Annotated in this window: 22 protein-coding genes and 1 riboswitch; of the genes, 21 read left to right on the top strand and 1 reads right to left on the bottom strand. The window is 36.6% G+C overall.

The features are described from left to right. Positions 1-23: 23 nt before the first annotated feature. The 7 genes from LY60_RS09200 (at position 24) to LY60_RS09170 (ending at position 5,769) form a co-directional block, all read left to right on the top strand. The gene (locus LY60_RS09200) at positions 24-485 is read left to right on the top strand and encodes a hypothetical protein (protein WP_145082658.1); all 462 of its coding nucleotides are present in this window, start codon (positions 24-26) and stop codon (positions 483-485) included. Beyond that, positions 472-1,143, top strand: a complete 672-nt coding sequence (locus LY60_RS09195; protein ID WP_145082656.1) for an accessory gene regulator ArgB-like protein — start codon at positions 472-474, stop codon at positions 1,141-1,143. Before LY60_RS09200 ends, LY60_RS09195 begins: the two co-directional genes overlap by 14 nt. Continuing rightward, positions 1,140-1,277: a cyclic lactone autoinducer peptide gene (locus LY60_RS09190; protein ID WP_019229352.1), complete on the top strand. Its 138-nt coding sequence runs from the start codon at positions 1,140-1,142 to the stop codon at positions 1,275-1,277. The genes LY60_RS09195 and LY60_RS09190 overlap by 4 nt, the downstream gene beginning before the upstream one ends. A gap of 51 nt (positions 1,278-1,328) precedes the next feature. After that, complete coding sequence (locus LY60_RS09185) at positions 1,329-3,026, top strand: bifunctional diguanylate cyclase/phosphohydrolase (protein ID WP_145082654.1); 1,698 nt, start codon at positions 1,329-1,331, stop codon at positions 3,024-3,026. A 127-nt stretch (positions 3,027-3,153) separates the two neighbouring features. After that, entirely contained in the window at positions 3,154-3,483 is a 330-nt protein-coding gene (locus LY60_RS09180) for a tRNA-binding protein (RefSeq protein ID WP_145082653.1), read from the top strand. 212 nt (positions 3,484-3,695) lie between these two features. Further along, the gene (locus LY60_RS09175; RefSeq protein ID WP_145082651.1) at positions 3,696-4,478 is read left to right on the top strand and encodes a C40 family peptidase; all 783 of its coding nucleotides are present in this window, start codon (positions 3,696-3,698) and stop codon (positions 4,476-4,478) included. 103 nt (positions 4,479-4,581) lie between these two features. Continuing rightward, positions 4,582-5,769, top strand: a complete 1,188-nt coding sequence (locus LY60_RS09170) for an alanyl-tRNA editing protein (protein ID WP_145082649.1) — start codon at positions 4,582-4,584, stop codon at positions 5,767-5,769. A gap of 183 nt (positions 5,770-5,952) precedes the next feature. Here LY60_RS09170 and LY60_RS09165 read toward each other — a convergent pair whose 3' ends face one another. Next, positions 5,953-7,437, bottom strand: a complete 1,485-nt coding sequence (locus LY60_RS09165) for a DUF1846 domain-containing protein (protein WP_145082647.1) — start codon at positions 7,435-7,437, stop codon at positions 5,953-5,955. A gap of 222 nt (positions 7,438-7,659) precedes the next feature. Here LY60_RS09165 and LY60_RS09160 point away from each other — a divergent pair, with 222 nt between their 5' ends. The 14 genes from LY60_RS09160 to LY60_RS09095 all read left to right on the top strand — a co-directional run bounded on the left by LY60_RS09160 (position 7,660) and on the right by LY60_RS09095 (position 21,689). Beyond that, a complete protein-coding gene (locus LY60_RS09160; protein ID WP_145082645.1) occupies positions 7,660-8,160 on the top strand; it encodes a flavodoxin family protein in 501 nt (166 codons plus the stop codon). A gap of 34 nt (positions 8,161-8,194) precedes the next feature. Continuing rightward, entirely contained in the window at positions 8,195-8,911 is a 717-nt protein-coding gene (locus tag LY60_RS09155) for an HD domain-containing protein (protein ID WP_145082643.1), read from the top strand. An 87-nt stretch (positions 8,912-8,998) separates the two neighbouring features. Then, positions 8,999-9,520: a GNAT family N-acetyltransferase gene (locus LY60_RS09150; RefSeq protein WP_145082641.1), complete on the top strand. Its 522-nt coding sequence runs from the start codon at positions 8,999-9,001 to the stop codon at positions 9,518-9,520. Positions 9,521-9,573: 53 nt separating this feature from the next. Next, the gene (locus LY60_RS09145) at positions 9,574-10,032 is read left to right on the top strand and encodes an HD domain-containing protein (RefSeq protein ID WP_170226168.1); all 459 of its coding nucleotides are present in this window, start codon (positions 9,574-9,576) and stop codon (positions 10,030-10,032) included. A 24-nt stretch (positions 10,033-10,056) separates the two neighbouring features. After that, positions 10,057-11,067 (top strand): macro domain-containing protein, encoded by a 1,011-nt coding sequence (locus tag LY60_RS09140; protein WP_145082638.1) that lies wholly within the window; start codon positions 10,057-10,059, stop codon positions 11,065-11,067. Between the two features lie 71 nt (positions 11,068-11,138). Then, positions 11,139-11,789: a vWA domain-containing protein gene (locus LY60_RS09135; RefSeq protein ID WP_145082636.1), complete on the top strand. Its 651-nt coding sequence runs from the start codon at positions 11,139-11,141 to the stop codon at positions 11,787-11,789. Between the two features lie 227 nt (positions 11,790-12,016). Further along, positions 12,017-12,133, bottom strand: a riboswitch (molybdenum cofactor riboswitch). A 324-nt stretch (positions 12,134-12,457) separates the two neighbouring features. After that, positions 12,458-14,878, top strand: coding sequence for an FAD-dependent oxidoreductase (locus LY60_RS09130; protein ID WP_212633471.1), 2,421 nt, complete (start codon positions 12,458-12,460; stop codon positions 14,876-14,878). An 11-nt stretch (positions 14,879-14,889) separates the two neighbouring features. Continuing rightward, complete coding sequence (locus LY60_RS09125; protein ID WP_145082632.1) at positions 14,890-15,381, top strand: NUDIX domain-containing protein; 492 nt, start codon at positions 14,890-14,892, stop codon at positions 15,379-15,381. A 144-nt stretch (positions 15,382-15,525) separates the two neighbouring features. Beyond that, entirely contained in the window at positions 15,526-17,481 is a 1,956-nt protein-coding gene (locus tag LY60_RS09120) for a sigma-54-dependent Fis family transcriptional regulator (RefSeq protein WP_145082630.1), read from the top strand. A 515-nt stretch (positions 17,482-17,996) separates the two neighbouring features. Continuing rightward, positions 17,997-18,299, top strand: coding sequence for a DUF6506 family protein (locus tag LY60_RS09115; RefSeq protein WP_019229373.1), 303 nt, complete (start codon positions 17,997-17,999; stop codon positions 18,297-18,299). Then, positions 18,290-18,673: a Lin0512 family protein gene (locus tag LY60_RS09110; protein ID WP_281291835.1), complete on the top strand. Its 384-nt coding sequence runs from the start codon at positions 18,290-18,292 to the stop codon at positions 18,671-18,673. The genes LY60_RS09115 and LY60_RS09110 overlap by 10 nt, the downstream gene beginning before the upstream one ends. A gap of 47 nt (positions 18,674-18,720) precedes the next feature. Beyond that, positions 18,721-19,677, top strand: a complete 957-nt coding sequence (locus LY60_RS09105) for a thiamine pyrophosphate-dependent dehydrogenase E1 component subunit alpha (RefSeq protein ID WP_376752544.1) — start codon at positions 18,721-18,723, stop codon at positions 19,675-19,677. After that, the gene (locus tag LY60_RS09100; protein ID WP_145082626.1) at positions 19,674-20,645 is read left to right on the top strand and encodes an alpha-ketoacid dehydrogenase subunit beta; all 972 of its coding nucleotides are present in this window, start codon (positions 19,674-19,676) and stop codon (positions 20,643-20,645) included. Before LY60_RS09105 ends, LY60_RS09100 begins: the two co-directional genes overlap by 4 nt. Positions 20,646-20,693: 48 nt before the next feature. Next, entirely contained in the window at positions 20,694-21,689 is a 996-nt protein-coding gene (locus LY60_RS09095; RefSeq protein WP_145082624.1) for an ATP-NAD kinase family protein, read from the top strand. The last annotated feature ends 13 nt before the right edge of the window (positions 21,690-21,702 follow it).

The following is a 21,702-nucleotide window of genomic DNA, read 5'->3' as shown; positions in this document are numbered from 1 at the left end:
TATGATTCAACTTGGAGAATTTTATGCTTCAGCAACCTATATATTCGTTATTTATTAGAATAATTCCTGAAACATTTTTAGTTATGTATGCAATTTGTCTTTTATCTGATTCAGAAGTTGATTTTAAAAAAGTATTAATATCCGGTGTAATTGGAGGTGTCGGAATTTATTTTGTAAGATTTTTACCAATTCATTTCGGAGTACATACAATTATAGCTATTTTGTTTGATATTGCATTGGCTGTTAAATTGAATAATATTGAGATACATAAAGCTATTAAAGCTACTTTGACATCAGTAATATTGTTGTTTTCTTCAGATATAATACTGGTTGTTGTCTACAATTCTCTTAATTTTACATCAGCATTGTCTGGACAAACATTGTTATCGGTAATAGCAGGTATTCCTTCAATGATATTCTATTACTTGATTGTAGTTATAATTATTAATTTAAAAAGCAAGAGGATTAAAAATGAGTTGGATTGACAAGGTTTCTAAATCCTTTGCTTCAGTTGTTTCTTCAAATTTATCCCTTGGACATGACCAGGAAGAGGTTATTGCCTACGGAGCGTTTGCACTAATTCAGACTGTATTGTCTATTTTTGCAATTGCTGCTTTTGGTCTTTTGTTAGGGGTTTTTGCTGAATCTATGATTATTTCCTTTGCAGCGGCAATTTTAAGGAAGTTTTCAGGCGGAGTCCATGCAACTAAACCATTGAACTGTGCTGTTATTGGAATGATTATATTTTGTGTTCTTGGACTTTTGGTAAAACATCTGATGATTAATATTGAATTTGTATATTTAATTGGATTAATGGCATTAGAGTTTGCTTTTGTTTTCTATGTTATGATTAAATATTGTCCTGTTGGCAGTGTCAACAAACCATTAAAAAATCCGGATAAAAGAAAACGACTTAAAAAGCAGTCTTTGATGTTTACTTTAAGCATGTTGGCTGTAAACATAGTTATGACATATGCTTATGTACTTACAAATAACATTAATTTTTTAACTGTTGCCGTATGTATATCCACAGGTATTTTATGGCAATCTATAACTTTGGTATCTCTTGGACACATAATTATAGAATCTTTAGATACGTTTATGGGGGGTACGACTATACTAAATAGGAGGGCGAACAAATGAAAAAAGGTCTAGTATTGAAGGTTATGACTTTAGCAGCTGTAATGTTGTCATTTTTAGCTACAACAACTACTGCTTCAGCTTGCTGGTGGGGAATGTATCAGCCAGAAGAACCTAAATCATTAAGAGAAGAATAAAAAGGGGTCTTATGACCCCTTTTTATTGGACATGCAAAGCAGGTGATAAAAATGATGCAAATTGACATAAATAGAAAACAAAAATTATACGACATGTTGTCTGTATTAAAGCTCATTTCTCTTTTGATATGTGGTATTGTTATATTTACACAATTTCCAGAAAACCTTTATATGATGTCGTGGGTGAGCAATACAATTGGAAATAACATTGTTGCCTTAAACTTCATAGGGTTTGGAATTTTTGTTCTCATATGCGAGGGATGGCTGCACAGTTTTAAAAAAGATCAGATTGAACAAGTGTATAATATAAGCAGCCTCATAGAAAGTGTAGTTTTTATGGCCATATATACAGGACTGATTTGTATATCAGGATTCCATGAAAGCCAGTACAAATTCCTGTATTTATTTATAATAATTGCAAATACAATTCAATATGGCTTCAATACTGGCATAACAACTGCTGTCATAAGCTCTGTTGCTATTTTGATAATAGATTTACTGGGGTATAAAACCGGTGTTAACAAATATTTTGAAGCAGATTTGGTGCTGTCAGGAGTATTTGTGATAATGGCATGGCTTTTGGGTTATTATGTGAAACTTGAAAACCAGCACAGAGAAAATACATTGCATCTGGCAAATATTGACGAGTTGACCGGCGTATACAACCACAGATATTTCCAAAATTCATTGTCCGAGCACATTCATGAAGCAGACAAGTCAAATAAGGTACTGGGGCTTTTATTCATTGATATTGACCATTTCAAATATTACAATGATCTTTATGGCCATAGTGCAGGTGATGTTGTGCTGAATAAGTTCGGAGAAATATTCAAAAAAAATGTAAGAGAAAATGATGTGATTGCTAGATACGGCGGTGAAGAATTTGCAATTATATTGCCGGATACCTGCGAGGAAGAAGCTGTTGAAATAGGAAACAGATTAAGAGATGCTGTAGAAAACACACATTTTGAAGGTGAAGAAAATCAACCTAACGGAAATTTGACTATTTCTATAGGTGTTTCATGTTATCCCATAAAGGCTAAAAACAAAAAAGAACTAATCAATACTGCTGATGATGCTTTGTACAGGGCAAAGTTTTTCAATAAAAACAGAGTTGAAAGTTATTATTCAGTGTTGGAAGAATTGAAAGAGGATATTGACGAAAAACATATTGATTTAATAAGTTCCATAAAAACTCTAATAAGTGTTATCAATGCAAAGGACCGTTACACATATGCTCACACAGACAGAGTAGTTATTTACTGCGAACTTATGGCAAACCATCTCAATCTTTCTGACAATGACAGAAAGACATTGAGGTATGGAGCGTATCTACATGATATAGGAAAAATTCAAATAAGCAAGGATGTATTAAACAAAATAGGCGTGCTTACAGATGAGGAGTGGAATCTGCTCAAGACACATCCTGAAAACGGAGCACAGATTGTAAGGACTGTTACTGCTCTAAGTGAAGTGCTGCCTCTTATATTGCACCATCATGAATGGTATGACGGAACAGGATATCCTAAAGGATTAATGGGAGATGAAATACCTTATCTTGTGAGGATACTAAGTGTGGCTGACAGTTTTGATGCCATGACTTCAAACAGGCCATATCACAAAAGAAAAACCTATGAGCAGGCAGTAGAGGAACTGATAACGTGCAGTTCATCGCAGTTTGATCCGGACATGGTTCAAGAGTTTATTAGAATGCTTAGTAATAATAGAAATATGCTTGATTTAAACTAAAATAATATTAAACGTCTTTCTAAGGCGTTTATTTTTTTAAATGTAATGATGCGTATGTGTAAAAAACAATATGAAAACAAATATAATGTGATATAATAATAAGAAAACATTGGACAATGGAGGGTATATGGCAACATTTGATGATTTTAGTAAAATTGATATTCGTGTGGGAGAAATAATCAAGGTTGAATTTTTCGAGAAAGCAAGAAAACCAGCTTACAAGCTTTGGGTTGATTTTGGAGATGAAATAGGAGTTAAAAAATCTAGTGCCCAGATAACTGATTTTTACAGAGCAGAAGATTTAATAGGATGTCAGGTGCTTGGAGTTGTAAATTTCCCTCCAAGACAGATAGCAGATTTTATTTCGGAGGTGCTTGTACTTGGTACATATTCAAAGGGAGGGGTAGTTCTTATACAGCCTGAAAGAACAGTTGAGAAAGGTGATAAACTGGGATAAGATTAAGAGAAAATGATATTTGCATTGACAAATTCTCCTTTTTTTGATAAAATAATTGAAGTTATACGTTTTCAATGTCGAAATATCTTACTTTAAAATTTTTAAGACCATTTAGATTCAGTATAATTTTAAGAAATTTTGGCAATGGAAATTCAATCCGGAAAAATTAGAAAAGGGAGTACTATTCATTTCTTCTGAATAGCAGGTAAATTATGAACAATTTCAGGAAAACGATTATCATTGCGGGAATAACATCTATAATGCTATGTACAACTGCATTTGCAACAGAAATTAATGCTGATGATTTAGATACACAGGAAAACAGTCAAGCAGAAATCATAAATGAAGACAATAAAGTTCAATCAGTAGAAATTCAAGTACCTGAAATTCAGGAAACAACTCCTCAAGAACCTGTTCAACAGGGAAAAGTTACTGTAAATATACTTAATGTAAGAAGCGGTCCTTCAACAGATACAGAAATATTAGGGAAACTTTCCTTAGGAAGCACATTCAATATAAAAACTCTCAGCAACGGCTGGTATGAAATAGAATACAACTCTGCAACAGCCTATGTGTTTGCAGAATATGTGAAAATAATAGATAAATCTACAGAATCACCTTCAGGAAGCAACGTGGTAGATTACGCAAAACAGTTCATCGGCACTCCTTATGTGGCGGGAGGAAGTTCACCTAGCGGCTTTGACTGTTCAGGTTATGTAAAATATGTAATGGCTAATTTCGGTATTGACATGCCAAGGACTTCTACTGATCAGTATTCAATAGGAGTAAGAGTTGAAAAATCTGAGCTTATGCCGGGGGATTTGGTTTTCTTCAAGTATTCATCAACTTCGTATAATCTGAATCACGTTGGAATTTATGTTGGAGATGGAAACTTTATACATTCTCCAATACCTGGACAAACTGTAAAACTTGACACATTGTCATCAGGATATTTTTCTAAATATTACTATGGAGCAACAAGAGTTATAAAATAAATAAACGGCGGCATGTGCCGCTTTTTTGTTGCGTAGTTGTTGTTCATTTATTTGTGAAAATGTGTTATATTAATAATATAATAATTTGTTAACAGGAGACAAGATGAAGACAAGCGAAAAAATTTATCAGGAAAATTCCTACCTTACTGAACTTGAAGCAGAAGTTATAAGCTGTATTAAAAAAGATGATTTTTATGAGGCAATACTTGACAAAACAATATTTTATCCTCACATGTCCGGCGGACAGCCAAAGGATGAAGGAACAATAAACAACATTGATGTATGTGATGTGCAGGAATGTGGCGATGAAATTGTACACATTCTGAAGGATGAAATAAGCGGCAAAGTTAAACTTAACATAAATTTCAGCAAAAGGTTTGACTATATGCAGCAGCATACAGGACAGCATATTCTTTCATATTCTGTCTCTCACTTGTTCGGCGGAAACACTGTGGGATTTCATATGAGCGATAATTATACAACAATAGATCTGGACATACCTCTCACTGAAGATATGATTGAACAGGCGGAACAATTGTGCAACAAAATCATTTATGATAATAAAATTGTTGTCGCTAAAAATTATTCCTATGAAGAAGCAATGAAGCTTGATCTCAGAAAAGATCCTCTGAAACTCGATGTTTTGAGAATAATTGAAATCCAGGACTGCGACATTTCAGCATGCGGCGGAACTCATGTGAGAAATGCAGGAGAAATAGGAATTATAAAGGTTACAAAGACTGAAAAATACAAGCAGGGAACAAGAGTGGAATTCCTTTGCGGGAAAAGGGCACTTGGTGACTACATAATCAAAAACAGAAATATTTCAGCTCTGTCATCTATTTTGACCTGCAGGGCAGACATGATCATGGATAATTTTGAAAAAATTATTAATGAAAACAAGCAATTAAAAAAAGATGTGAACAATCTCAAGAACAGTATCAATGAATATAAGGCAAGAGATTTAAAAACAAATGCCATAGAGAAGGAAAATTTAAAGTATATATTTTCAGTGTCAGATGAGGATGTAAAGGACTTAAGATATATTTGCTCTAAGATTACTGAGGATGAAGACTATGTGGCAGTAATGGTTTCTGAAGCTGATACTGGATGCAGCCTTGTAATAGGTCAGTCAAAAAACATGAATTATGACATTAAGAATATATTTGAAAAATGCAGAGTTATTATGAACGGAAAAGGAGGAGGAAACAACTTCCTTCTTCAGTGCACAGGAGATAAGTCAAACGGGGCAAAGTGCCTGGAAATTGCAAAAGATATGCTTTTAAAATAATGAAATCCCAAGCAAATGCTTGGGATTAGGTTGATAACAAAGTTTATGTTGGACGTTGTCATTCTGAGAGCTTGCTCGAAGAATCTCATGTTTTAAGTAAAGATGAGATCCTTCGCTTCACTCAGGATGACAGCGTCGGGGGTTTTTCAATAGTCTGATCCCAAGCAATGCTTGGGATTTATTTTAATGTTTATGGTATATGCAATTGGATTCGTATTTAGGCTCACAAGTTAGATGAACTCCAAGTTTCTTGAATATTTGCTCATCAACAGATGAAAGAAGCACTGTTGAATGAACTTCACAGCCTTTTAAATTAGGAAGCTGTTCAAGTGCCAGTCTTGCTTCCGGGTTGTTTGCAGCGCTCACAGAAAGTGCAATCAATATTTCATCTGTATGAAGTCTTGGATTGCAGCTTCCCAGAAAAGAAGTTTTCAATGTTTGAATAGGTTCTATTGCTTCAGGAGAAACAAGGTGAACTTCATCATCAATTCCGCTAAGAGTTTTTATGGCATTTAAAAGAGCTCCTGCTGAAGCTCCAAGCAAATCTGAAGTCTTGCCTGTTACAATCTGACCGTCATGAAGTTCTATGGAAACTGCCGGATAATCTGTTTCTTCTTCACGCTTGAGTGCAGGTTCAACAACTTTGCGGTCACTTTCCGAAACTCCTGCTTGTTTCATGAGAAGTTCCAATTTGTAAAGAACATCTTTTGAGCAGCGTCCTCTTTTTATGTCGCAAAGGCCCTGGTAGTATCTTCTTATGATTTCCTGTTTGGAAGCATCTTTGCACACCTGGTCGTCAGTGATACAGTTTCCTGCCATATTAACACCCATGTCTGTTGGGGACTTATAAGGGCTCTTGTCAAAAATACTTTCAAATATTGCATTTAATACAGGGAATATTTCAATATCTCTGTTGTAATTTACTGTAGGATTGCCGTATGCTTCCAGATGAAACGGGTCAATCATGTTAACATCGTTAAGGTCTGCTGTTGCTGCTTCGTATGCTATGTTAACCGGATGGTGAAGAGGCAGGTTCCAGATAGGGAAAGTTTCAAACTTTGCGTATCCAGCCTTCACACCGCGCTTGTTTTCATGGTAAAGCTGTGAAAGACATGTTGCCATCTTTCCGCTTCCAGGTCCCGGAGCGGTTACAACAACTAAAGGTCTTTCAGTTTCGATATAATCATTTTTGCCATAGCCTTCATCGCTTACAATGAGTTTAATGTTGCTTGGGTACCCTTCTATTTTGTAATGAAGATATGATTTGATGTCCAGTTCATGAAGCTTGCGGCGGAACTGTTTTGTTGCAGCGCCTTCTGTGTATTGAGTTATAACAACACTTCCCACAAAAAATCCCATGTTGCGGAATGCATCTATAAGACGAAAAACATCATCGTCATAAGTAATTCCCAAATCTCCTCGGATTTTGTTGCTTTCTATTGCATCGGCATTTATGGCAATGATAATTTCTGTCTGGTCTTTGAGCTGAGACAGCATTTTCAGCTTACTGTCCGGCAGAAAGCCCGGAAGCACTCTTGATGCATGGTAATCGTCAAATAATTTCCCGCCGAATTCAAGATAAAGCTTATTGTCAAAATGTGCAATTCTTTCTTTAATGTGTTCAGATTGCATATTTAAGTATTTATTGTTGTCAAATCCAATTTTCATAAATAAGTTCTCCTCGTTTTATACATGAAGAAGAGTATATCATTAACAGTATATATTTTCAACAATTAAAACTAAAATATTCTTTGCAAATATTTAAGAATTTAAGCCTTTTTGTTGACAAGAAAGAAATTAGAGATAATAATAGAATAGGATACAATATTTTACAGCTATTGCAATGCAGAAGGAAATTTTGATACAGTCTCAATATAATGGAGGAGAGCAATGAAGAATTTAGTTGTTTATTACACCTTAAGCGGCAATACTGAAGCTGTGGCAAAGGAAATATCAAATTTGACCGGAGGGGAGCTTAAAAAAATCGAAATGGTCAAGGAACCGGAAGCAGCAGGCTTTGCATGGGCAGCATTTTCATCAATAATTGGGCTTAAAGGCAAAATCAAAAGCACGGATTTGAATGATGACGGCTATGACAATATTTTTATTGGAGGCCAGGTGTGGGCAGGCCACAGTTCAACGCCTTTAAATTCCATCATTCACAGCATGAATTTTAAAAATAAGAATGTTTATATATTCCTGACGCTGGCTGATGAAAAGGAACCAACAGCAGTTATTAAATCAATGACTGAGCGCATTGAAAGAAAAGGCGGAAATATTGCTGATGTTTTTTATGTTCAGTCGAAGATGAAGGAAGTGCTTAAACAGGAAGAATTAATTAGGCCCTTGCAGGAATGGCTTTCAAAGAACAATGTCCTTCAAGTCGGTTAAAATATAAAAATTATAAAAATTTCGGAGTGATAAAATGATACATAAAGCTATTGAATTTGCAGCGAAAGCTCACAGAAACCAGGTAAGGAAAGGCTCAGATGCTCCTTACATAGTGCATCCATTTGAGGTTGCCCACATACTCACAGAAAACAAATGCAGCAAAAATCTCATAATTGCTGGACTTCTCCATGACACTGTGGAAGACACCCATGTTGAAATAGACGACATTGAAAGAGAATTTGGAAGTGAAGTTGCAGCAATTGTAGCTGCTTGTTCAGAAGATAAGTCAAAATCATGGGAAGTAAGAAAGCAGCACACAATTGATTACCTTGGCAGGGAAGCGGATATGGATGTTATGCTTTTGGCTCTGGCCGACAAGCTTTCAAATTTAAGAAGCATTAAGGCAGATTATGCTGTTATGCAGGAAGAAGTATGGACCCGTTTTAACAGACCAAAGGAAAAACAAAGCTGGTACTACGGAGAACTTCTTGATGTTTTTGAACCGTTGTTTGACTATGAAATGTACTGGGAATTTACAGACATTTATGCTGATTTGTTTGCAACATATTATATTGACAAAAACAAAGAGCTTATTGTTAAGACAAACGAGCACGATTATTACGGTTACAGCAGAGAAATGTGCAAATGGGTACGTGATGACAAGCTGAAAGCACTCATAGACAACAAGGAAGTATCTAAAATTGAAAAGGATTATGCAGTGGCTCTTGTGAAGCAGTGGAATGAAGAATAATTTGTTTCGTTGCAGATTGTTCATGGTGTTTTTTAGAACCGCTAACTATGATACCGCCACGAAAACTAGAATAATTATGAGGGGAATATGGAAATCAGCATTGATTTAAAAAACGGATATAAAGTAAAAACGATGCATGAAAAAGACAACATTAATCAGGTATATGGACTGTGCAAAAGGTGCTCAGACTATTACCTTCTCCATGACGGAACATATCCGGATTATGAGGATGCAGTGGAAATTTTCACATCTCTTCCTCCAAACAACACTTACGAGGATAAATTTGTTGTTGGAATTTTTAGTGCTGAAAATGAACTTTCAGGACTTATAGAAGTTGTGAAAAATTATCCTGAACCTGATTCATGGATAATCGGACTCATGTTCATAGATCCTGAGAAAAGGAAAAATGGTCTGGGCAGGATGTCACATGATGCAGTTAAAAATCTGGCAATAAATTCAGGAGCAAAAATGCTTAGGCTTGGTGCAGTAGAGGAAAACACTAACGGTGTAATGTTCTGGTCATCTCTTGGTTATAAAAAAGTTAAAGAAGCAAAAAGGGATTACAAGAAAAAAACACACAATCTCTACACAATGGTCATGGATTTGTAATTCATAAATCGGCAGGTGATAAATTGAATAATGTAAGCAAAATAATGAAAAAGATGATTGAATATTTTGAAAAAGATGCAGTAAGAATAAACCACGCACTGAAGGTGTACGCCTATGCCAAAAGCATAGGAGAACTTGAAAAAATTTCAAAGGAAGAACAGGAAGCTCTTGAAATTTCATCAATTTTGCACGACATTGGAATAAAGGAAAGCGAAAGAAAATATTCTTCTTCGGCAGGAATTTACCAGGAAATTGAAGGACCACCTGCCGCAAGGGAAATCATGGCTAAATTCAATTTAAGCGAAGACATAAAAGAAAGAATTGAGTTTTTAATAGGCAATCACCATACATACAGCAAAATAGACGGAATTGATTTTCAAATACTTGTGGAAGCAGATTTTCTGGTAAACATTTTTGAAGAAAATATACAAAAAGAACAGACAGAGATAATTGAGCAAAAGTATTTCAGGACAAAGACTGGAAAAAGTTTTTTAAACAGCATATACCAGTAATGCTATAAGCAGAAGGGAGTAACTATGCCATTTGAAATTATCAGAAATGATATTACTAAAATGAATGTTGATGCTATAGTAAATGCAGCTAACACAAGGCTTAAAATGGGCGGTGGTGTGTGCGGCGCAATTTTTAATGCTGCTGGAATGGAAGAACTGCAAAAGGAATGCGACTCCATAGGCGGCTGTGATGTTGGTGAAGCAGTTATTACAAAAGGATATGCACTTCCTGCAAAATATATTATCCATACAGTGGGCCCCATATGGCAAGGTGGAAACTTCAGTGAAGAAAAGCATTTAAGAGACTGTTATTTAAATTCTCTTAATCTTGCAAAGGAGAATAATCTCCAATCCATTGCTTTTCCTCTGATTTCATCAGGCATTTATGGTTATCCAAAGGACAAGGCATTAAGGGTTGCCATGGCAGCAATCCAGGAATTTCTCCTTGAAAATGACATGACTGTCTACCTTGCGGTGTTTGACAAGAAAGCCCTTGATTTAAGCGAAAAGTTGTACAAGTCTATAGAAGAGTACATAGACGACAAATACGTCCGGGATAAATTTGAAAGTGACCACTACAGAAAAATTCAAAGCTTTGAGGTTCAGGAAGACAGACTGGAAATTCCGAGTCTTAAGGAATATGAAGTAGCTCCGGCTAAAGGCATAAGAAAACTTGAAGATGTTGTTACGGAACTTGACGAAACTTTTTCTCAGATGCTTCTTCGCATAATTGACGAAAAGGGAAAGACAGATGTTGAAACATACAAAAAAGCCAACATAGACAGAAAGCTTTTTTCAAAAATCAGAACCGACAAGGACTACAGTCCGAGAAAGTCAACTGTCCTGGCGCTTGCTGTTTCTTTGGAGCTGGGCATTGATGAAACAAAGGATTTGCTCCGAAGGGCAGGATATGCACTTTCCCACAGCAGCAAGTTTGACATAATTGTGGAATATTTTATTGAGGAAGAAATTTACAACATATTTGAAATAAATGAGGCATTGTTTGCATTTGATCAAAACTTGCTTGGAGTATAAGTCGCTTTTAAAGCGACCTTTTATTTTATTAAAATGTTATCCTCATATTAACAAATGAATGGAGGGTAAAAATGAAAAATAATTTAACTGAAATGGTGTTCATACTTGACAAAAGCGGTTCTATGTCCGGACTCGAACAGGACACAATAGGAGGCTTCAATTCAATGCTTAAGAGACAAAAAAAAGAAGAAGGAGAAGCTCTTGTGACAACGGTTTTGTTTGACAACAATTATGAACTGCTCCACGAAAGATTGAACATACAAAATGTAAACTTTTTAAGCCAAGAGGAATATTTTGTAGGTGGCTCCACGGCTCTTCTTGATGCCATTGGAAGAACCATAAGCAGAATCTCAAAGTCAATTTCAGAATCAAGTGAACAGTTCCGACCGGGCAAAGTGATTTTTGTAATAATCACAGATGGAATGGAAAATTCAAGCAAGGAATTCACGTTCAGGAAAATCAAGGACATGATTGAGCTTAAGAAGTCAAAATACGCATGGGACTTCATATTCCTTGGTGCAAACATAGATGCGGCTGAAACTGCTTTAAACCTTGGAATTGATGAAGAACGTGCAGCAAATTTCTGCCCTGATTCGGAAGGAACAATGCTTAATTATAAAGTTGTAAGTGAAGCCGTTAGCAATTTCAGAAAAGGGAAGAAAGTTGAAGCAGACTGGAAGAGCGAAATAGAAATGGATTACAACAAAAGGGGAAGGAAGTAAATAACTATGAAGGCCGCAATGCGGTCTTTTTTTTCCCAAAAATAAAATGAAGGACAGCAATAAAGTGTAAGGAGACGCGACTTCCCTACAACGAAATTAAATTATCCGGGGAGGATATCTTTGTCAACAGCTGCCTTCATTTTATAAATATTTTATATAAATAAAAAAACATCTTTCCCGAGAAAGATGCAATTGTAGATGTAATGGTACATAAAAGTACAAAAATTACCTCTGCAATTAATTCTACTTTCCAACGGGAGGCATAGACGTTTCCAGCTATACCCTAACGAATTGCATCCATGGCTTGTGCTTTAGGAAAATCAATTTCGCAAAATTAATATACAAAATATTTAATTAAAAATATATTAACATTTATTCGTTAAAATGTAAACAATAATTTTTAATTACCATAAAAAATAATTTCATTAGTGGTTTATTATTTTAAATGAAAGGTATAAATATAGTAAGGCATCAAAAGGGGTGATTTAATGAAAAAAAACGTTCGAGGAGTTGTTATCTTTGTAATTACTATAGCTTTTGCTTTTCTTTTATATTCCATGTAAGAAATTTATCTGAAGGAACAAATAGAAGATACGGGAGAGGTTTCAGAGTCTGATGATCAGGAACCACATACTCAAATTGACATGGTCATTGATTACTTTCCTGTTTTGAAGGATACAAAGTATACTTACATTACAGCAGAAAATGATGAAATTTATGAAATGACTATAGATTATGTAAGTGAAGACATGATGCAGTTACGAACAAAATATGCTGATGAAGTGAATATTTCAGTAATTCAGGTTTCAGACAATAAGGCAATGATGAAATTATCACAGGAAGAAAGTTATTTCAGAAAAAATCTCATGAACTATCCAGGTAATATGGAAATTCTTATGATGGGTCCAATAGAAGAAGGAAGACATTGGTCTGTAAACGGAGGAGGCGTCAGAACAATTACTTCAACAACTGCAATGGTTTCTACTCCAATCGAGATGTACAGTGCAGTAGAGGTTACTACCGTATGGGATAACAAAAGGACTGTTGAATATTACGCCAAGGGAGTGGGACTTGTGAAATCTATTGTCATAAGCGAGGAAGCTTCATCTGATTTTAAAGACAATGCAAAAATAACTCAAAATACTTATTACTTAAGTGAAATTAAAAGGAACTACAAACTGACTGAAGAAATCAATTTTTATTTTCCTGACCTAAAAGATATGAAAATAAGAAATGTTTCAGAAAAAATAGAATTCAGTACAAATGATATAACAGAGGAAGTGTTTACTTCTGCCTACTATGATGTTGTTAAGGGTAATGTGAGGGTGCTTCCCAAAAATAGCCGCATTAACAAGCTTGACATGGATATGGACCATACACTTCACATCGATTTGAGCATGGAATTTCTTAGCGGCATGAATGTGGAAGCCATGCATGAAGGAATGATTCTTCAGAGCTTAACAAATACTTTTGGGAGATTTTTCGGGACGGAACAGGTACGGTTCACTGTTGATGATGAGGACTACAAGTCTTCAAACATAAAGCTCAGGCAGCAGCCAATGAAGGTTGACTTTGTAAGGTATCCTCTTTTTTATGATGTTGTTGTTTACGGAGGAACAGCTTCGGGGATTATGGCAGCAGTTTCTGCTTCAAGAGAAGGAAAGGATGTTGCACTCATAGAACAGACGTCTCACTTAGGCGGCATGGTTTCCGGGGGCTTAAGCTACACGGATCACGGAAACATAAAAGTAATAGGAGGAATGACAAAAGAATTTTTTGAATTGGCAGGAAGGCATTACAGCAAAAAAATAAGCTGGTTTTACGAACCACATGTTGCAGAACTGATTTTTAAAAAAATGCTGCAGGAGGAAAACATCCATGTTTATTTTAACAGCCTTCTAAAGGAAAAAGGCGGTGTGAAAAAAGACGGAACTTCCATATTAAGCATTGAAATGCTGGACGGCTTATTATTTTATGCTCAGAATTTTATCGACAGCACCTATGAAGGCGATCTCATGGCAAAATCAAGCGTATCATATACAGTGGGCAGGGAAAGCAATGATGTTTACCAGGAAAGTTTTGCAGGGGTTCTTCCTCCTCTTGGGAGAAATAATTTTTATTATAACCTAAAGGCTTTTGATAAAAATGGAACCTTATATGAAGAAATTTCCACCAGGCTTCCGGGACCAGCAGGCAGCGGTGATGAGATTGTGCAATCATACAATTACAGATTGTGCCTAACAAACAATCCAAACAACCAGGTTCCATTTTCAAAGCCTGAAAACTACAGAAGGGAAAGATATCTGCTCGTTGCGGCCTGGCTTAATTTCTTAAAGGAAAGTGAAGGAAGAAGCATAAAATTTTCAGATATTATATTTTTTGGACCATTGCCTAACAACAAGTATGACATAAATAATTCAGGACCATTTTCCACAGATTACATAGGAGGGAGCTATCTGTATCCTGAAGCTGATTACCAGCAAAGGGAAGAAATCAGAAAAGAACATAAAGAGTATATTCAGGGGCTGTTATATTTTGTGACAAATGATGAAGCTGTACCGGCAGAACTCAGAGCGGATGCTAAGAAGTGGGGTTATGCGGGGGATGAATTTGTTGACAACGATTATTGGCCGTACCAGCTTTACATAAGAGAAGCAAGGCGCATGGTGGGTGATTATGTCATGACAGAACGAGATGTTCGACATGATAAATTAAAGTTTGATGCCATTGGTATGGGTTCTTACAACATAGATTCTCACAACGTCCAAAGATATCTCACATTGGATGGCTATGTTCAAAACGAAGGAGAACTGCAAATTCCAGTTACTCCTTATCAGATTCCATACAGGGTTATGATGCCTAAAATTTCAGAAGCAGATAATCTTATTGTTACGGTTTGTGTGTCTGCAAGCCACATTGCGTATTCATCACTTCGAATGGAGCCTCAATACATGATAATGGGTGAAGCCGCAGGAATTGCAGCTTCCATGGCGATTGACAAAGACACTGCTGTGCAGCATGTGGATACAGAAATTCTTAAAAAAATTCTCATAGAAAACGGCGCTATTCTTGAAGTGTCGGTTGATTAACGGGGTGGAAAATGAAATTCAGAAATATTGCAACAGCTTTTTTAATGAACAATGATGATGTATTGCTGATGGAAAGGTCAGAAACAAACAAGCGTATGCCAGGCTTCTGGTATGGAGTGGGCGGACATGTTGAGCCGGAAGAAATAAATGATCCATATTCAGCAGTCATAAGAGAAATTTATGAGGAGACAGGTTTAAAGGATTACAATGTGGAAAATTTAAAACTTAAGTACATGCTTTTAAGAAGAGAAAAGGATGAAACGGTAATAAATTATGTTTATTTCGGAAGAACAAATACAAAAATGGTTTTGCAAAATGACGAAGGATCACTTCACTGGATTCCAAAGCAGGAAGCAATGAACCGCAAGTTCATAGATGTATTGAAGCTTGCACTGGAGCATTACTTTGAAGATGAAAAAAATGATGAAGTGATGGTAGGCGTTATGCAAAATGAAAAAAGCACCGGAATAAAATGGAGCACACTTATGAATATGGAGCAATAGCATGATTCAGCCCGGCAATTCCATATGCATAATATATTGGTGCCTTGTCATAATTCAGATTATGAAAACGATTGAACACAAAGAATAAATATGTTATCATAATACATCTAATCATAATCATCCAAAAATAAAGGAGATGATAAATTGTTCAGTGAATTAAGGAAAAAATGGCAGTCATATGTGGAAGAGGGAGTTGTTCTTGAAAATATTAAAACTGATATCCTTGAATCATGGCAAAGGTGCGAAAAGCTAGGCGTTGATTATAAGTCCGGAAAAGGAACAAAGGTTGAGGATGGTGTGCTTGAAAAAAGCATATACAACAAAAGAGAAATGATAAGGCTAACCCGTCCTATAATGGAAAACGTTTATGAAATGGTTAAGTCCACAAGTTACAGCGTAGTTCTTACTGATGAAAAGGGAATAATCATAGATTTGATTATCAACAGCGATATAAAGGACATTCACGACACCATAAATTTTGTTAAGGGTTCGCTGTGGGATGAAAAAAGCGTGGGCACAAATGCCATAGGAACATGTCTTGCTGCCGACAAACCCATACAGGTTCTGGGCCCTGAACATTACTGCGAATATCATCACCAGTGGACTTGTTCTGCGGCACCCATTCACAACAGCAAGGGAGAAGTAATCGGATGCTTTGACATTTCAGGCCGTGCAAAAGATGTGCAGACACATACATACGGCATTGCGGTTTCAAGTGCAAACTGCATTGAAAAACAGCTTATGATTGCTGAATCATACCATCTTATGGATACAACTTTTGATGCAATACTCGATGGTATAATGGTTGTTGACAGTTCTCTTAACATAATGCGAATAAACAATAAAATAAAGGATCTTTTCCACATGGAGGAAGAAGACATATTTAGTATTGATATAGGAAAAATATTCAAAGGAATTGACATACAAAAAAACATTCTAGAAAACAAAAACAAAATGAGTTTTTCTGATTACACAATTTCAATAGGAGCAAAAAAAATAGAATGTTCATTGAACATTTCTCCAATAACAGTTGGCAATGAAGTTACAGGAGCCGTAATGCTCATGAAGGAAGCAAAGCAGGTGAGGAAGGAAGTAATGAGGCTTGCAGGATTTAATGCAAACTATACATTTGACAGCATTGTCACAACAGATGTGAGAATGAATGAGCTCATAAGCACTGCCAAGAAAATTTCTAAAACAAACTGTTCTGTTTTGATTGAAGGGGAAAGCGGAACAGGCAAGGAACTGTATGCCCAGTCTATTCACAACGAAAGCAACAGAAGCAGCGGTCCATTCATTGCTATAAACTGCTCTGCCATTCCAAAGGAGCTTTTTGAAAGTGAGTTGTTTGGATATGAAAGCGGTTCATTTACGGGGGCTGTAAAGGGAGGAAGGCCGGGCAAGTTTGAACTGGCCAATGGAGGAACAATTTTTCTCGATGAGATAGGTGAAGTTCCTCTTGAAGTACAGCCAAAACTTTTGAGGGTTCTGGACAACAATAAAATTGTGAGAATAGGCGGTTCTTTTGAAAGAGACCTGGATGTGAGAGTAATTTCGGCAACAAACCGAAACCTGATAGATGAAGTTTCAAAAGGATCCTTCAGACAGGATTTGTATTTCAGGCTCAATGTAATCAACTTAAAAATACCTCCATTGAGGCAAAGGAAGGACGACATCATTGAGCTTGCAAGGTATTTTTTGAAGGGGCTCAATGAAGAAAATGATGGAATATATAAAAAATTCAGTCCATATTTTGAGGAAATGCTCATGAAGCACCAATGGTCTGGAAATGTAAGAGAACTGAAAAATGTTGTTCAAAGAGCATACTACATGTCTGACAAAGTTCTCATAAGCAGCGTTACATTCCCAAAAAGCACTGAAGCATCAAATGACTTCAAGGAACATGAAAAAGCAGCAACGACCTATAACCTTAAGGATATTGAAAAGGAAAGCATATTAAAGGCACTTTCAGCAAACAAGGGAAATATAATCATGGCTGCCAATGATTTGAATATAAGCAGGGCAACTATATACAGAAAAATAAAGATGTATTCCATTGACATGAACAACTCTTATAAATATGAAGCAGTCTCAAAATGAGACTGCACAGACTATTGACAAACCTAATTTTCCACAAATCGTAGGGGCGGATTTTGTGACCGTCCGTGTTATAAATCCAATATTCTTGCGGGAGGACAGTAGTCCTCCCCTACGTGTAGGATTTCAAATACACAGTAATTTTTAATCATCATTCCGTAGGGGCGGATCTTGTATCCGCCCGTATTATTAATTCAATAGTTTTGTTATCTTCGGGAGGACAGTAGTCCTCCATTACATTATTGAAACAATTTTGCCATAATCAATAAGCAGTCTCAAAATGAGACTGCTGTTTTTTTGTAAATCAAGCTATTAAAAATAAAACTATATCTCAAGGTGAGATTCTGGTCTCAAAATGAGATTTTTTTTGAGACAACACAGAGAAAAATTTATAAAAAATTTTGAATAAAGCCGAGTATTACTTGAATTTAACAAGCAAATAAATTTATATAATAATTTTTCAAGCTTGGCACGGTTTATGCTTATATATAGACAAATAAAAGAAAGGAGGAACATATATGCCTCTTAAAGGAGCGTTCATATTTATAGCACCACAAGGAGATCCGGAAGTTCATAAATCTGTTATAGATACTGGAGATGTTATTTTAACAACAGTGGGCGTAAACTCTTATGAAAAAGCTGTGGAAACGGCAAAGAAGCTTGCTGATGAAGGAGTTTCAGCAATTGAACTGTGCGGAGGCTTCGGAAACAAAGGAACTTTTATGGTAAGCGAAGCAGTAAAAGGAAAATCGGTTGTGGGAGCAATAAGGTTTGACATTCATCCCGGCCTGGGCAATAAAAGCGGTGATGAATTTTTCTAGGGGGTGGTATTACGAAAAAGTTTGTAATTGAGTTTGGAATGGGAATTGATTTTCACGGACAGGATGTTACAAAGGCTGCTGTGAAGGCTTCAAAGGATGCCATTTCTAAAAGCTGCCTTATAGGACTCAATGAAGTGGCAGGATTTTCTCAGGACAACATTGATGAAAACGTATTTATTGATGTGACGGTGGCTGTATCAAGACCTGAAGAAGTGAATAAGGAAGAAATTGAAAAGTGTTTCCCAGTGGGAAAGGTAACTGTCGATGCCGTAAAGGGAGGGCTTAAAACAGACGGCCTTTACTTTACAAGATTCGGTGACAGGGATGATTCAATAGAAGCTTGCATAGCTTGTGTAAAAGTAGGAATAAAATAACGATGGGAGGTAATATTTTGAAAATATCAAATGAGCAATTAAAAGAAATGTATTTGACCATGTTAAAAATTCGTAAATTTGAAACAAGAGCAATGGATAAGTTTGCTGAGGGCAAAATTCCGGGATTTGTTCACCTTTATCTTGGTGAGGAAGCTGTTGCTACAGGAGCCTGCGCAAATTTAAGAAAAGATGACTACATTACAAGCACTCACAGAGGCCATGGCCACATTATTGCAAAGGGCGGAGAATTAAACTTCATGATGGCTGAACTTTTCGGAAAAGAAAATGGTTATTGCAGAGGTAAAGGCGGTTCAATGCACATAGCTGACGCATCAAAGGGGATACTGGGAGCTAACGGAATAGTAGGAGCAGGACATAACATTGCAGCCGGAGCGGGACTTGCAATTCAATATAAAGGAACAGATCAGGTATGTGTATGCTTCTTTGGGGATGCCTCAACAAACCAGAGCACATTCCACGAAGGGCTGAACCTGGCAAGCATCTGGAAACTTCCGGTTGTATTCGTATGCGAAAACAACGGATATGGAATTTCCGTAAGCCAGGCAAGACATCAGGCAATTACTGATGTATCTGTAAGAGCAACAGCTTACAACATGCCGGGAGTTACAGTTGACGGCAACGATGTGTTTGCAGTTTATGAAGCTGTGGGTGAAGCAGTTGCAAGAGCAAGAAAAGGACAGGGACCTACGCTCATTGAATGTAAGACATATAGGTTTAGGGGACACTTTGAAGGAGACCCCACAGTATACAGACCTTCGGGAGAATTAGAAGCATGGCTTAAGAAAGACCCAATACCAAGGATGGAAAATTATCTGAAGGAAAACAACATAATGACTGAAGAAGAAATCAAAAAAATGAATGCTGATGTTGATAATATGATTGATGAAGCAAATGCATTTGCAGACAACAGCAAAGTGCCAGCCTTGGAATCAGCTTTAGAAGATGTATACACTGATATAGTTGAGGAGGGAAGAATAAGATGAGAACAATGACATATGCTGAAGGAATTAGAGAAGGAATGAGAAAAAAAATGATGGATGATCCAAATGTTCTTCTTTTCGGTGAAGACGTTGGTAAATTCGGCGGATGTTTTGGTGTTAGCGCCGGTATGTTTGATGAGTTTGGAGACAGACGTGTGAGAGATACTCCTATTTCTGAAGGAGCAATCATAGGAGCAGCTGTAGGTTCTGCTGCATGCGGCTTACGACCCATTGCAGAGCTTATGTTCATGGACTTTGTAACTGTAGGTATGGATCAGATTGTCAATCAGGCAGCTAAGTTAAGGTACATGACCGGTGGAAAAATTACTCTTCCAATGGTTATACGTCTTCCTGAAGGCGGAGGAGTCAGTGCTGCTGCTCAGCACTCACAGTCATTGGAAGCATGGCTTGCACATGTTCCGGGGCTGAAGGTTGTTTATCCGTCAAATGCTCAGGATGCTTATGGATTGATGGTTTCTGCAATTGAAGATGACAATCCGGTTATATTCATAGAAAACAAGACATTGTATGCTGTAAAAAGTGAAGTTGATGATGAACTTAAGGCTGTTCCTCTTGGTAAGGCTTGCATTAAAAAAGAAGGAACCGATGTTACAATCATAACATATGGAAAACAGGTGATGGACGCTATAAAGGCAGCTGAAGATTTAGCCGGGGATGGTATCAATGCTGAAGTTGTTGATTTAAGGTCACTGTATCCTCTTGACAAAGAAACAATCTTTAAGTCAGTTGAAAAGACACATAAAGTTGTGGTTGTGAGTGAAGAAGTAAAAAGAGGAGCATTTTCAGGAGAAATTGCTTCACTTATAGCTGAAGAATGCTTCTACGAATGCGACGCTCCTATAAAAAGAGTGGGAGCATTGAACACTCCTGTTCCTTTCTCAATGAGTCTTGAAACTTACATGCTTCCTAACCATAAGGATATAGAAGCTGCTGTCAAATCATTATTTTAATCTTATGCAGCATCGAGCAATCGATGCTGCGTTTTAAAAGGAGGAGCGATGACTTCCATAGGTATTGTGGCAAATCCGGCATCAGGCAAAGACATAAGGCGTCTTGTTTCCCATGCAACCGTAATTGACAACAACGAGAAAATAAACATAGTGGAAAGAATCGTGCTTGGAGCTCAGTCATTAGGTGTATACAAAGTTTACATCATGCCTGATTCTTATAATATAGGATACAGGGTCTTAGATAAACTAAAGCTTTGTGAAGAATTGAAGTGTGAAATAGAAGTAATAGAAATGATGCGCACTGACAGTATGGAAGATACTGTAAATGCAGCCGAATACATGGAAAAAAAAGGAGTTGGCTGCATCGTTACTTTAGGAGGAGATGGAACAAACAGAGCAGTGGCTAAGTCTGTAAAAAACACTCCCCTAATAACCATTTCAACAGGGACAAATAATGTATATCCTGTAATGCTTGAAGGAACAGTTGTGGGAATGGCAGCAGCTGCTGTTGCAACAGGAAAATATGACAGCAGTCTTTTCATTGCCAGGGATAAAGTAATAGAAATTTACAAGGATGATGAGCTGAAAGACATTGCACTGATTGATGCAGTCATTTCCAAAGACGTATTCGTTGGATCAAAAGCCATATGGGATATGGATACAATAGAAAAAATATTTGTAACCCGCAGCCATCCTGCTTCTATAGGATTTTCTGCTGTTGTGGGATGTAAAAAAATTATTTATGCACACGATGATTTCGGAGCATATGTGGACATGAACAACTGTGAATCTTTCATAACAGCGCCAATTGCTGCCGGAATTGTTGAAAAAATATATGTCGATGAACCCGTAATTCTTGAATTTAGTGATGAATATGAGTATATGACCAAAAATAGGGGAACTATTGCATTGGACGGAGAACGAGAAATAGAATTTTCGGCAGATCAGCGCTTTGTTTTTAAAATAAGAAGAAACGGACCCTTACATGTTAATGCCGTAAAGGCACTTGAAACTGCACAGAAAAACGGATTTTTTATTAAATAATTAAATATCTTGA

The organism is Sedimentibacter saalensis (assembly GCF_007830175.1).
Taxonomy (GTDB): domain Bacteria; phylum Bacillota; class Clostridia; order Tissierellales; family Sedimentibacteraceae; genus Sedimentibacter; species Sedimentibacter saalensis.
This window is presented reverse-complemented; position numbering and strand designations above follow the sequence as displayed.

Coding starts and splice junctions, on each gene's coding strand:
- LY60_RS09200 (WP_145082658.1), top strand. CDS start 24: ATGCTTCAGCAACCTATATATTCGTTATTTATTAGAATAATTCCTGAA.
- LY60_RS09195 (WP_145082656.1), top strand. CDS start 472: ATGAGTTGGATTGACAAGGTTTCTAAATCCTTTGCTTCAGTTGTTTCT.
- LY60_RS09190 (WP_019229352.1), top strand. CDS start 1,140: ATGAAAAAAGGTCTAGTATTGAAGGTTATGACTTTAGCAGCTGTAATG.
- LY60_RS09185 (WP_145082654.1), top strand. CDS start 1,329: ATGATGCAAATTGACATAAATAGAAAACAAAAATTATACGACATGTTG.
- LY60_RS09180 (WP_145082653.1), top strand. CDS start 3,154: ATGGCAACATTTGATGATTTTAGTAAAATTGATATTCGTGTGGGAGAA.
- LY60_RS09175 (WP_145082651.1), top strand. CDS start 3,696: ATGAACAATTTCAGGAAAACGATTATCATTGCGGGAATAACATCTATA.
- LY60_RS09170 (WP_145082649.1), top strand. CDS start 4,582: ATGAAGACAAGCGAAAAAATTTATCAGGAAAATTCCTACCTTACTGAA.
- LY60_RS09165 (WP_145082647.1), bottom strand. CDS start 7,437: ATGAAAATTGGATTTGACAACAATAAATACTTAAATATGCAATCTGAA.
- LY60_RS09160 (WP_145082645.1), top strand. CDS start 7,660: ATGAAGAATTTAGTTGTTTATTACACCTTAAGCGGCAATACTGAAGCT.
- LY60_RS09155 (WP_145082643.1), top strand. CDS start 8,195: ATGATACATAAAGCTATTGAATTTGCAGCGAAAGCTCACAGAAACCAG.
- LY60_RS09150 (WP_145082641.1), top strand. CDS start 8,999: ATGGAAATCAGCATTGATTTAAAAAACGGATATAAAGTAAAAACGATG.
- LY60_RS09145 (WP_170226168.1), top strand. CDS start 9,574: ATGATTGAATATTTTGAAAAAGATGCAGTAAGAATAAACCACGCACTG.
- LY60_RS09140 (WP_145082638.1), top strand. CDS start 10,057: ATGCCATTTGAAATTATCAGAAATGATATTACTAAAATGAATGTTGAT.
- LY60_RS09135 (WP_145082636.1), top strand. CDS start 11,139: ATGAAAAATAATTTAACTGAAATGGTGTTCATACTTGACAAAAGCGGT.
- LY60_RS09125 (WP_145082632.1), top strand. CDS start 14,890: ATGAAATTCAGAAATATTGCAACAGCTTTTTTAATGAACAATGATGAT.
- LY60_RS09115 (WP_019229373.1), top strand. CDS start 17,997: ATGCCTCTTAAAGGAGCGTTCATATTTATAGCACCACAAGGAGATCCG.
- LY60_RS09105 (WP_376752544.1), top strand. CDS start 18,721: ATGTATTTGACCATGTTAAAAATTCGTAAATTTGAAACAAGAGCAATG.
- LY60_RS09100 (WP_145082626.1), top strand. CDS start 19,674: ATGAGAACAATGACATATGCTGAAGGAATTAGAGAAGGAATGAGAAAA.
- LY60_RS09095 (WP_145082624.1), top strand. CDS start 20,694: ATGACTTCCATAGGTATTGTGGCAAATCCGGCATCAGGCAAAGACATA.